The organism is Rubripirellula tenax (genome assembly GCF_007860125.1).
Lineage (GTDB): Bacteria > Planctomycetota > Planctomycetia > Pirellulales > Pirellulaceae > Rubripirellula > Rubripirellula tenax.
Genome location: NZ_SJPW01000004.1, coordinates 360,326 through 372,020 on the forward strand (window position 1 = coordinate 360,326; position 11,695 = coordinate 372,020).

An 11,695-nucleotide genomic window follows, 5' to 3' on the forward strand; every position below is an offset into this window, starting at 1 on the left:
AGGTATCTGCGCCAAGGCGCCGTAACCACTATCAAATAGCGTGATGTCATGAACGTCGAACTTCTTCTACAGCACTTTCATACTCGGTCCCAACATTCGCCCGAACAGGCTTCGGATCCCGATTCCTTGATCGGGTTCTTCCAGAACTTTAGGCCTGGTGGGGAGGCGCTTCAGGATCTATTCAGCAGCCTTGATCTTGGCGGCACCGAGATCGCGGAGGATCTAAACGCTCGGATATCCGAGCTTTTCGAAGTCGCAGGCGACGATCGACGACCGCAGGGAGGACGTGACGCGTACTTTGTGGTGCGCAAACCGGTGCCGCTTGACCCATCGTTGGCCAGCGATTGGGCGAACCAGTGGTTGAGCCATGTTCGCGATCTGGCCATTTCGGTGGGCGATTTCGAGCTGGTCGAATCGCTTGATCCGACGCCCACGATTCGCGTGCTGGAGGGCATGCCACCGAAGCACCCGAAGGCCGAGGACGAAAAAGCCTCGCTTTTGAAATTGATCGAGCAGAATCTGCCGATGCTCGTTCAACGAATCGACGCCGGGCCTGTGCCAGCGGTTCTGCGTCCGGCGTACTACTTTATCGCGTGTGACGCGGCGCTTCGCGACTACTTGATGTGGCCGCTTTATGCGACAGCCGCTGGAATCCAAGATCCATTCCTCCCCTATTTCCGTTTGTGGCGGCACGGCGTGAAGTACCGAATCTTTGAAGACAACAAGATGGATCTTTACCTTCCCCGTCCAACGGCGGTGATCGGCGTGCCGGCAAGCTGATCAATTCGGAACGCTGGGTGATTCGGGTTGGAAAAGATTGGTTATGCTTTGCATCAGAGAACCACCGGTGGGTGGTTTCTTGATCTGAAGTCATCTTCTTTCCTCCTGGAACAAACATGTACGGCATGACCGGCACGCTTTTTCATCTTTTTGCCGCAGCCGAAGTCGAAGTTGAAATCGCAACGGATTCCGCCATGGGCGGGGCAACCGGGACGCTCATCTACATGGCAGCCGCCTTCTTTTTGATCGTCTTAAACGGCTTTTTCGTTGCTGCGGAGTTTTCGTTGGTCAAGGTTCGGATCTCCCGAATCGAACAACTCGAACGCGACGGGAAGCTGTTTGCTCGGACGGCGAAATGGTTGGCCAAGCGATTGGACGAGTCGCTGTCGGCGTGCCAATTGGGGATCACGATGGCGTCGCTTGCCCTGGGTTGGGTCGGCGAACCAGCGTTCGTACGCATTGTTGCCCCAGTGTTGGCATGGTTCGGAATGACCGATCCGCGACTTTCGCACATCCTCGGTTTTACGATCGCGTTTTCACTGATCACCGGGTTGCACTTGGTGGTGGGTGAACAGTTTCCAAAGATTTTTGCCATCCGGCGACCCGAGCAAATGTTGCTCTGGTGCGCGATACCGCTGAAGTTTTTCTATGTCATCTTGTTCCCATTTTTAACGGTGTTGAATGTCGTGACGGCATTCTTGTTGCGACTGGTGGGAATCAAAGGTGCCGCCGAACACGACGGACCGAACACCGAAGAGGAAATTCGTGCGCTGCTTCGCGAGGCGCATGTCCACGGCAATCTGAGCCGTAACGAACACTCTTTGATCAACAACGTGTTCGAGTTTGACGACATGATCGTGCGTCGCGTGATGGTGCCCCGCGGGGACGTTGAGTTTTTTGACATCAACGAACCTGTTTCGAAATTTCGTGACCTCGTTCGCCAAACGATGCACACTCGCTATCCGGTTTGCGATCGTTCGTTGGACAAAGTGATCGGCATCATCCACATCAAAGACCTGTTGGTGATTCCGCCTGACGACGACGGTTTCGACCTGCGGTCCATCATTCGGCCGCCAAAGAAGGTTCACGAGACGATGCCGATCAGTCGCGTGCTAAGACACTTTCAAGCCACGCATCAATTGATGGCGTTCGTGATTGACGAGTACGGAACGATCACCGGGATGGTGACGCTAGAGAATGTCTTGGAGAAGATCGTTGGCGAGGTTGACGACGAATTCGATAGCGCAGATCCGAACGTCGTGCCGGTCGGCCAAGGAGAATTCATCATCAACGGGATAACCGGGCTTGATGAAGTTCGTCGTCGTTTGTCGATCCCGCTGGACGAGTCGGAGGAAGCCGACACGATCAGTGGTTTGCTGATGGACGTAAAGCAAAAGATCTTAGTCGCAGGTGACAAGCTGGAAGTCGTGGGCGCCAACGTGGAAGTGCTGGAGATCAGAAACGATAGTGCAACGAAACTGAGATTCAAATTGGTTGAGGCGGTTCCTGACGGAAATCAGTCGTGACGGATCGAGCTGCGACAAGTGCTCCGGCAAAATTTGGAATGTTCGGCGGAGTATTTACTCCGTGCACGTTGACGATCTTGGGCGTGATCATGTTTCTGCGGTTCGGCCAAGTGGTCGGACAGGCAGGCGTTCTGCACGCGGTGCTGATCGTCCTGGCGGCGAAATCGATCACCACGCTGACCACGCTATCCCTTTCGGCGATCGCGACCAATACGCGGGTCAAAGGGGGTGGAGCGTACTATTTGATCAGCCGCTCGCTTGGCGTGGAATTCGGCGGCGCAATCGGCATCTTGTTCTTCACCGCCCAAGCGATCTCGGTAGCGATGTACATCATCGGATTTACCGAAGCCTTCGCCGTTACGTTTCCCAATTGGTCGGCGCATTTCGTGGCGATCGCCAGTTTGGTCAACTTGATCACGTTCCTGTGCGTTTACGTGGGTGCGGGTTGGACGATCAAGGTCCAATACTTCATCTTGGCCGTTTTGGTCATGGCACTGGCGTCGTTCTATGCCGGAGCGATTGCGGATTTCAGTCCCGCGTATCTGCAGACGAATTTGACGTCTAACTTTCTGCCGGGCGAGAACTGGTTCACCATGTTCGCTCTATTTTTCCCCGCGGTAACGGGAATCATGGCCGGTGCGAATATGTCGGGCGACCTCGCCAACCCGTCGCGGGCGATCCCACGAGGCACGTTGTTGGCGATCGCCGTGACCGCGGTGGTGTATCTGTCGCAAGCGCTCTTGTTGGGTTGTGCCCGTCCGTCGGAAGAGCTGATCAGCAACAATATGGTGATCCGCGACATCGCGATCTGGCCGATGGCGATCACCGCCGGTGTTTTTGCGGCAACGTTGTCGTCAGCACTGGGCAGCATGATGGGCGCGCCGCGAATATTGCAGGCATTCGCTCGCGACGAGATTTTCCGATCCTTGTCGTTCTTCGGTGTTGGCAGCGGCTTCACGAACGAGCCTCGCAGGGCAACGGTTCTGACATTTGCGATCGCTCAGATCTGCATCTTATTGGGCGATCTGAATGCGATTGCGCCCATCATCACGATGTTCTTCATGATCACCTACGGCTTGTTGAACTTGGCGACGTTCTACGAAGCGATCACTAAGAACCCGAGTTATCGGCCGACGTTCAAGTACAGCCATTGGTCGACGTCGTTGGCCGGTTCGCTGGGGTGTTTGGGGGTCATGTTTTTGGTGAATTGGAAGTGGGCGTTGGGGTCGATCCTTTTCATTGGCGGACTGCACTGGTTCATTCGTTCGCGTGAGATCGAATCGCGTTGGGGCGATTTGCAGAGCGGCGTTATTTTTGAACGGGCCCGGAAGGCGCTGTTGCGTTTGGAAGTCGAAGCCTATCACCCCAAGAACTGGCGTCCCATTATCATGGCGCTCAGCGGTACCGGATGGACGCGAAGCCACATTCCCATCTACGGGCATTGGTTGACGTCGGGGCACGGAATGCTGACACTCGCGCATGTCGTTTCTGGTGACATCGAAGATCATGCGGAGCGGCGTGATCGCTATGAAAAGGTGCTTCGCAACTTCATTGCAAAGGAGCAACTGGAAGCGTTTCCCGCTGTGACGTGCAACGCCTTATTGTCCGACGGCATCGAATCGTTGATCCAGTGCTCTGGTATCGGTGGACTGCGACCCAACACCGTTCTTTTGGGTTGGCCGCGAGACGAATCGAAGTCAGAAGCTTTTGGGGCGAATATTCGATTGATCGCGAGGATGAATCGAAGCATTTTGGCGATGCGATTTCTGTCCTATCGAAGCGAAGATCCGGACGCGGATGACGGCAGCGATGTCGACGAACACTGGAAGATCCCCACCGGTACGATCGATGTTTGGTGGCGTGGAATGGAAAACGGAGCGCTGATGATGCTGCTGGCACATCTACTGAATCGCAATTCGGGTTGGCGAGAGAATCCGATTCGTGTGATGCGTGTGGTCGAGAACGAAGAGGGCAAGGGAGAGGTGTTGAAGCACTTAGTCGAACTCGGTGCATCGTCCCGAATCACGATCATTCCCGAGGTTGTTGTTTCCAGCCGGCCACCGTCGGAAGTGATCGCCGAAGCGTCCGCGTCGGCGGCGATTGTGCTACTGGGCTTTCAAACCCCCGAGGAAGGCAAGGAAATGGAGCTCTACCGCCGAATGGAAGACCTGGCCGGTGACTTGCCGCGAATCCTGTTTGTCGACAGCGCCGGCGGCATGGCGCTGGAATCGTAAGAAATCAGTCCTAGGGAAGCGGATCCCGCGAATGATCACGCTTTGCGGCATAATTGACGCACTCACGCCTAGCGATGACACTGAACGCCCGGCCTGCTTCCCCCACCCGTCCTTGCCCAAACGGAGATTCTGATGAATTCCAAGATCGCTTGCTTTCCCGTCTCGGCAATTCGCTCGTTCGCGATTCTGAGCGTGATGTTGATTGCCACGGTTACGCGAGCCGATCAGCCGAACATTGTATTTATCTTTGCCGACGACCAGTGTTTCGAAACGATTGGGGGATTGAATAACGCCGCCGTCGAGACGCCCAATTTGGACAAGCTTGTGCGTCGGGGCACGACGTTCACACACGCTTACAACATGGGTTCCTGGAGCGGCGCGGTTTGCGTGGCAAGCCGCACGATGCTGAACTCGGGGCGGTTCGTATGGAATGCTAACGCGATCTACGACAAGTCGGAAAAAGAACGATCCGAGGGCCGTTGGTGGAGCGAGTACATGAAGGCCGCCGGTTATCGCACCTACATGACCGGCAAGTGGCACTGTAAAGCCAACGCGAACAAGGCGTTCGATGTCGCGCGAGACATTCGCGCGGGCATGCCAGGCGATACTGAAGCGGGTTACCAACGACCGGCCGCAGACGGTAGCGATCCTTGGTCGCCGTCGGATCCTAAGTTCGGTGGTTACTGGAAAGGCGGAACCCATTGGAGCGAAGTGGTCGCCAATCACTCGCAAGATTACTTTTCGCAAGCCGCATCACGCGACGAGCCGTTCTTTATGTATTTGGCTTTCAATGCGCCCCACGATCCACGTCAATCGCCACAAGAATACGTTGATAAGTATCCGGTCGATTCGATCCAAACGCCAGAGAACTTCTTGCCTGTCTATCCCTATGCGGAACAGATCGGATGCGGTCCGAAATTGCGGGACGAGCGACTGGCTCCGTTTCCACGAACACCCCATCAAGTGAATGTTCATCGCCAAGAGTATTACGCCATCATCACTCACATGGATGTCATGATCGGGCGAATCCTCGACGCGATTGAGAAAAGCGGCAAAGCCGACAACACATGGATTTTCTTTACCGCCGACCACGGGTTGGCCGTCGGCCAGCACGGCTTGATTGGAAAGCAGAACCTGTATGACCACAGCGTGAGGGTTCCGATGGTCGTCGTCGGTCCCGGCGTCGACGCAGGAAAACAGATTGAAACGCCCGTTTACTTGCAAGACATCATGCCAACGACGCTTGAGTTGGCAAATGTAGCGAAACCCGAACACGTTGAATTCCACAGCCTGCTGCCGATGCTCGACGGCGAACCGAGCCCGTATCAACGGATGTACGGTGCTTATCTGAACAAGCAGCGTAGTATTCGCACCGAAACGCATAAGTTGATCGCGTACCCGGAAGCCGGTGTTTTGCGGCTTTATGACATCGCGGCCGATCCCCGCGAGATGAAGGATTTGGCGGACAACCCGAAATCAAAGCCATTGCTGCAAGAAATGTTTGCTCAGTTGCAAGATTTGCAGCGCGAGATGAATGATGATTTGGATTTGACTGCGTTGAAGCCAGCAAACTAGTGTTCCTGCAAGGCTTAAAAGTAATCGCAGGTCGGAAGCCTACGCTACGGTTTGACCACCCCGATCACCCAGTTGCGGCGAAGTACAAGTCGTTCGCGGTTCGTTGCCGTTTGCCCCGCGATCGGCTACACCGATCGAACGATTCCCTCCCACCTCTATCCAACCTAGCTTCCGATGCAGCCTTTTGACATTCAGAATCGCACGCGTTTTATTTTCGGCGAGGGTGCGATTTCACGATTGGGAGATTTATCGGCTCAGTACCGACCGGCCTGTGTGATGGTGGTCAGCGATCGAGGCATCATGGAGGCCGGTCACGATGCGGCGGCAATTGCCTCGTTGAAAGCGGCGGGATTGAGAGTCGAGTCGTTTCATGACTTTGCAGAGAATCCGACGTCGGCCATGGTCGACGCGGGGGTGCGACGGGCCGCCCACGTCAAGCCGGATCTGTTGGTCGGCTTGGGCGGCGGCAGCAGCATGGATTGTTGCAAGGGGATCAACTTCGTCTACTCGTGTGGCGGTACGATTCATGACTACCACGGGGTTGGCAAGGCGACGTGCGATCTGCTGCCAATGATCGCCATTCCGACGACGTCGGGGACGGGCAGCGAAGCCCAATCGTTTGCGTTGATCAGTGACGCCGAAACGCATGCCAAGATGCCTTGTGGCGATCGGCGCGCCGCGTTCCAAATCGCCATTTTAGATCCCGTGTTAACGTTGACTCAGCCACCGAAGGTAACGGCGCTAACCGGCATCGACGCGCTTTCGCACGCGATCGAAACTTATGTGACGAAGCGGCGCAACCCGATGTCGATCGCTTACAGTCGTCGCGCTTTTGGAATGTTGGCGAGCGGGTTTCCACGAGTCCTTGCCGATCCGACGGACTTGGATGCACGAGGGCAAATGCAGTTGGGGGCGTGCCTGGCCGGAATGGCCATCGAGACGTCGATGCTGGGTGCGGCGCACGCAATGGCCAACCCGCTAACGGCACGGCATTCGATCACCCATGGCCAGGCGGTGGGGATGATGTTGCCGTCGGTCATTCGTATGAACGGTTCCTTGCACCCCGATTGGTACGGCGAATTGATGCGCGAGATCGAACCGGCGACTGGCGACGACAAAGCGGTAGAACGCTTGGCGACGTGCGTGACCGGATGGCTGCGCCAAGCGGGTTTGGCGACGACTTTGGAAGAGTTGTCCATCGCCGACACGGAAATTGCAGCGCTGGCTGACGATTCGCTGAAACAATGGACGGGGACCTTCAATCCGGTTCCGCTAAACATCGAGCGATCTTGCGATTTGTATCGATCCGTTGCTCGCAAACCGGCTGTCTAAGTTGTCAAAATCGGTGTTTGCGGTGGGCCTGGGAATGGTTCACAATGGGGGCGGCCGTTCCATTTGCATCCTAGAGTATTACGACATGTCAGCGTCATCGACCAACGATTCAGGCATTCAGGTGACCGGTTCACCCAAGGTGTCGCATGGCGGACGTGAGGGAATATGGGTTGCGGTTCATCCGGAGGAATTGGAGCGTGTGCCGATTGAGAATTCGGAAAGTGCAGCCACCGAAACAGAGCCCCAGAACGATCCCCAGCTAGAAGTCGCTCCGGCGGCGAATGAAACGTCCAGCGTCGATCCCGAACCTCCGGCGGTCATTCCGACGCCGATTCCCCCGTTGGTGCAAAAGCCTGCCGAACCGCAAGAGGCGCCTACGCTTGCCGCTGCAACGGTCGGTGTCACCGCCGGTGCCATCAAGACAGCCACAACGGAAAAACCCAAGCTCGAACTGAAGCGTCGGCAACAGCTTGAACATCACCTCAAGTCGAATCCGGCCGATCTGGACGCGTTCCTTGAACTGTCGCGGATCTACCGTGCCGAGAATCGGCCGATGGAGGCGCGGCGGGTGCTGCAGCAGGCGATTCAGATTTTTCCAGACGAACCTGATTTACAGTGGGAACTCGAAGAGGCCACCCTATCGCGATCGATTCAGCAACTTCGCGAGGTGGCGGAACTGGCCGGACGCCTCAACACCGCTGAAACGGATCGTGAACTGAATCGGTGCCAGCAGGACTGGGCGCGGCGCCGAATCGAAGTTTGCGAAGCAAGATTGGTGCGTGATCCGTCGTTGACGCACTTGCGAGTGACGCTTGCGGAAGCCAAGTACGATGCCGAAATGTATGAAGAAGCGATCGATGACCTAGACATAGTTTTGGGCAACGACGAATTCTCGCCATCCGCCTACCTGCTTCGCGGTCGGTGCATGTTGGCGATGGGTAAGGACCTTGATGCGATGGTATCGCTTCGGGCGTGTGCGATGCGTCGTGCGGTGGTGGCGCCGTTGAGGACGCGGGTCGTTGCGTTAAGATTGTTGTGTGAGACGGCGGATCGATTGGGCATTGCGTTAACGCTGGCGACGTATCGATCTCATCTCCAGCAGGCTGAACAAGAATTGGCCAAGCAAGCGACCCTGGGTTCGTGATCATCGCGAACTTGCCAACCAAAGGATGAAATCGATGAGTCAAGCCGTTGTTGATCCAGACCAGTTGCGTCAATTTGCTTCGCAGTTGCACCGTTTTTCGGAAGAGATGAAGCAGCGATCAACGGGACTGGCGTCCCAGATGAATCAACTCGAACAAACGTGGCGAGACGAGCAGCAACGCAAGTTTTCGGATGAATTTACGAGCCAAATGCGGCAGATGGCCCGTTTGATCCAGACCACGGAAGAACACGTTCCGTATTTGATGCGGAAGGCCGAGCAAATCGACGCTTACTTGGGGCGATAGCCGATGTCGGCCAGCAATGTACGCAGCATCGAATCGCTCGAACGCTTTCATGCCGGTTTGACTCGATTGTCGGGCGATTGGGACAAAGCGTTGCAAGAGGTTCGAATGATGGTCCACCGCGCGGAAGACTATTTTTCGCACGACCGCCCGAAACATTGGCGTCACCAAGTCACGCTTGCCCAACGGCAGCTTTCCGAGGCGAAAGACAGCCTGGCACAAAAGCGAGCAACCGTGCGACCCGGCGATCGACCGGCGGCGTCCGAGCAAGTCAAACGAGTCGCCTTGTGCGAAAGACGGGTGCGGCACTGTGAAGAGAAGGTTCGCCAAGCCAAAGCGCTGTCGATCGAGATGTCCCAGGCTTGCAATGAAGTCCTTGGCCCCCTTGCCGACCTGGCCCAGCAGTGCGAGGTTTTATTGCCCACGGCGGCGATCGAACTGCGAAGGTTGATCGAGCAATTGAAGGCATACGCGGACCCATAAGCACTATGAATACAACCGAAGCGGATATCTTTGCCAGTCTGGCCGAATCTCGAGGCGACTCGGCGGCAATGCTGGATCGAATGATCGACCATTTTCGGCGCACCCGCCGTGCGATGGAACTGTTCGAAGCCATCAAGATGCGGATTCGGGGTCAAGTCGGATTGCCTCTGGTGGCATCCGAAGATGAGCCGTCCAGGCCCGAAGAGGTCGAGAAACAGCTGGAAGTCGGGCTGCTCGACGCGTGTCGCGAAGCCGGCACGATGTTGCTTGAAGACGGCCGCGTCGGGGAAGGTTGGATGTATCTGCGCCCCACTGGGGATATGGATCTTGCGCGTCAATTGATCAGGAAGGTGAAAATCACCGATGACAATTACGACGAAATGATCCAAGTGTTGTTGCACGAAGGCGTCGACGTTGGCCGTGGTTACCAGGCGGTTATCGACAATCAGGGCACTTGCAATAGCATCACGCTTTACGAGCAGTCGCTGGTTGGTCGAAGCAAAGCGGATCGCAGTGCAGCGTCCGCTCGATTGCTCGAGCATCTCTATGACGAATTGTTGGCAATGGTTCGCAACGATATCGATCAAAAGGAAGGGGAACCGCCGGCCGGCCCAGACGAAACACTCAGCGACTTGATCATCAATCGTCGTTGGATCCTTGCCGGTGGCGGCTATCACTTGGACACGACCCACTTGGCCGCGACCGTGCGTGTTTCGACCGTGCTAGATGACCCCGACCAACTTCGGAAAGCATGGGAATTGACCCAGTACGGTCGGCAATTGAATCATCAGTTTCAGTATCCCGGCGAAGAACCGTTTGTGGATTTTTATCCCGCCTATGGAACATTTTTCTCGGTTCTACTGGGCGAGAACGTAGAGGCAGGGCTGAAGCTGTTCGAGCGAAAAGCGCGGACGGTCGACGTGGCCCAACATGGGACCGGTGCGATCGAGGCGTATGTGGATCTGCTGGACCGAATCGGCCGACACTCTGAAGCGGTCTTGGCGTCATTGGAGTTCGTCCCCGGCGACGTGCCGACGCAGCGGATCGTTCCAATGCTGGTCGAGATGGCGTCACGCGCGAAGACTGCGGGAGACGAGTCCGCATTCGATCCGATTTTAGAGTACTGCAAAAAGCACGGCGACGTACTGGGCTATGCCGCCGTCTTGCACGCCACATCTTCGGCCTAGCCCGGGCATCCCTATGTGGACCCGCGACTCCGCTCGCGGGAACGGAACTGCAAAGCGGTTCTGTGCGCTGCTTTTAGTATCTTGTGTCAGCTCAATAACCGAACTCAGTCGCAACAGGCGTCGCCCGACTTCTGGGCAACTGATGAAAACCCGAACTCTGACGAGCCCGGCTAAGGAAAACGCTCGCCGAAAACCAAACTGCGGCGGAACACTAGTGCTTCTTCATCGCTTCCACGACCGCAGCGCCCATGTCGGCGGGCGTTGGTGCGACAACGATTCCGGCGTCTTCCAATGCAGCAACTTTCTCCGTTGCCGTTCCCTTGCCACCGCTAATGATCGCGCCGGCATGGCCCATTCGTTTCCCGGGCGGTGCGGTGCGTCCGGCGATGAAGGCGGCCATCGGCTTGGTGACATGCTCTTTTGCGAACGCGGCGGCTTCTTCTTCGGCTGATCCGCCGATTTCACCGATCATCAAAATCGCTTCGGTTTGATCGTCTTCTTGGTAAAGCTTTAGCAGATCGATGAAGCTGGTCCCGACAATCGGGTCACCACCCAGACCGACACAGGTGCTTTGCCCCAGGCCAAGGTTGCTGGTTTGCCAGACGGATTCATAGGTCAGGGTACCACTGCGGCTCATCACGCCGACCTTGCCTGGTTGGTGAATGTAACCGGGCATGATTCCGATTTTGCACTCGCCGGGCGTGATCAGTCCGGGGCAGTTCGGGCCGATCAGGATCGAACCGCTTGCTTTTACCTTTTCGTAAACGCGAACCATGTCCAAGACCGGCACGCCTTCGGTGATCGCGGCGATGATCTTGATGCCTGCATCGACGGCTTCCAAAATCGCATCGGCCGTGAACGGCGGCGGGACAAAAATCATTGTCGCGTTGGCGCCGGTCGAGTGAACGGCTTCTTCGACGGTGTCAAAAACGGGGATGCCTTCGACGTTTTGGCCGCCCTTGCCTGGCGTGACGCCGCCGACCATTTGAGTGCCATATTCGCGGCAACCAAGTGCGTGGAACGTGCCCGCATTGCCGGTGATGCCTTGGCAAATGACTTTCGTGTTCTTATCGACCAGGATACTCATGGGAGTAGGCTACAGGGTTCAGGTTACAGGTTTTAGGAAATGGGAT

The 11,695-nt window shown here is 56.3% G+C and carries 10 protein-coding genes; 9 read left to right on the forward strand and 1 reads right to left on the reverse strand.

Annotated elements, in window-relative coordinates:
* The first annotated feature begins 48 nt into the window (after window positions 1–48).
* The 9 genes from Poly51_RS15860 (at window position 49) to Poly51_RS15900 (ending at window position 10,562) form a co-directional block, all read left to right on the forward strand.
* The gene (locus Poly51_RS15860; RefSeq protein WP_246114544.1) at window positions 49–780 is read left to right on the forward strand and encodes an apolipoprotein acyltransferase; all 732 of its coding nucleotides are present in this window, start codon (window positions 49–51) and stop codon (window positions 778–780) included.
* Window positions 781–905: 125 nt separating this feature from the next.
* Entirely contained in the window at window positions 906–2,306 is a 1,401-nt protein-coding gene (locus Poly51_RS15865; RefSeq protein WP_186775594.1) for a hemolysin family protein, read from the forward strand.
* Window positions 2,303–4,540, forward strand: a complete 2,238-nt coding sequence (locus tag Poly51_RS15870) for an amino acid permease (protein ID WP_246114545.1) — start codon at window positions 2,303–2,305, stop codon at window positions 4,538–4,540. Before Poly51_RS15865 ends, Poly51_RS15870 begins: the two co-directional genes overlap by 4 nt.
* Before the next feature lie 132 nt (window positions 4,541–4,672).
* Window positions 4,673–6,115, forward strand: coding sequence for a sulfatase-like hydrolase/transferase (locus tag Poly51_RS15875; RefSeq protein WP_246114546.1), 1,443 nt, complete (start codon window positions 4,673–4,675; stop codon window positions 6,113–6,115).
* Between the two features lie 174 nt (window positions 6,116–6,289).
* Window positions 6,290–7,447, forward strand: coding sequence for an iron-containing alcohol dehydrogenase (locus Poly51_RS15880; protein WP_146458775.1), 1,158 nt, complete (start codon window positions 6,290–6,292; stop codon window positions 7,445–7,447).
* A gap of 85 nt (window positions 7,448–7,532) precedes the next feature.
* On the forward strand, window positions 7,533–8,591 hold the full coding sequence (locus Poly51_RS15885; protein WP_246114547.1) for a tetratricopeptide repeat protein: 1,059 nt from the start codon (window positions 7,533–7,535) through the stop codon (window positions 8,589–8,591).
* Window positions 8,592–8,625: 34 nt separating this feature from the next.
* Window positions 8,626–8,895: a WXG100 family type VII secretion target gene (locus tag Poly51_RS15890; RefSeq protein WP_146458776.1), complete on the forward strand. Its 270-nt coding sequence runs from the start codon at window positions 8,626–8,628 to the stop codon at window positions 8,893–8,895.
* A gap of 3 nt (window positions 8,896–8,898) precedes the next feature.
* Window positions 8,899–9,375 (forward strand): hypothetical protein, encoded by a 477-nt coding sequence (locus Poly51_RS15895; RefSeq protein ID WP_146458777.1) that lies wholly within the window; start codon window positions 8,899–8,901, stop codon window positions 9,373–9,375.
* Window positions 9,376–9,380: 5 nt separating this feature from the next.
* Window positions 9,381–10,562, forward strand: coding sequence for a hypothetical protein (locus Poly51_RS15900; protein ID WP_246114548.1), 1,182 nt, complete (start codon window positions 9,381–9,383; stop codon window positions 10,560–10,562).
* A 211-nt stretch (window positions 10,563–10,773) separates the two neighbouring features.
* On the opposite strand, the gene sucD is transcribed toward Poly51_RS15900, so the two are convergent.
* Entirely contained in the window at window positions 10,774–11,649 is an 876-nt protein-coding gene (gene sucD / locus Poly51_RS15905; protein WP_146458778.1) for a succinate--CoA ligase subunit alpha, read from the reverse strand.
* Window positions 11,650–11,695: the final 46 nt, after the last annotated feature.

Excerpts from the sequence above, each read along its gene's own strand:
- Poly51_RS15860 (WP_246114544.1), top strand. The coding sequence starts at position 49 with ATGAACGTCGAACTTCTTCTACAGCACTTTCATACTCGGTCCCAACAT.
- Poly51_RS15895 (WP_146458777.1), top strand. The coding sequence starts at position 8,899 with ATGTCGGCCAGCAATGTACGCAGCATCGAATCGCTCGAACGCTTTCAT.
- Poly51_RS15890 (WP_146458776.1), top strand. The coding sequence starts at position 8,626 with ATGAGTCAAGCCGTTGTTGATCCAGACCAGTTGCGTCAATTTGCTTCG.
- sucD (WP_146458778.1), bottom strand. The coding sequence starts at position 11,649 with ATGAGTATCCTGGTCGATAAGAACACGAAAGTCATTTGCCAAGGCATC.
- Poly51_RS15875 (WP_246114546.1), top strand. The coding sequence starts at position 4,673 with ATGAATTCCAAGATCGCTTGCTTTCCCGTCTCGGCAATTCGCTCGTTC.
- Poly51_RS15900 (WP_246114548.1), top strand. The coding sequence starts at position 9,381 with ATGAATACAACCGAAGCGGATATCTTTGCCAGTCTGGCCGAATCTCGA.
- Poly51_RS15880 (WP_146458775.1), top strand. The coding sequence starts at position 6,290 with ATGCAGCCTTTTGACATTCAGAATCGCACGCGTTTTATTTTCGGCGAG.
- Poly51_RS15865 (WP_186775594.1), top strand. The coding sequence starts at position 906 with ATGACCGGCACGCTTTTTCATCTTTTTGCCGCAGCCGAAGTCGAAGTT.
- Poly51_RS15885 (WP_246114547.1), top strand. The coding sequence starts at position 7,533 with ATGTCAGCGTCATCGACCAACGATTCAGGCATTCAGGTGACCGGTTCA.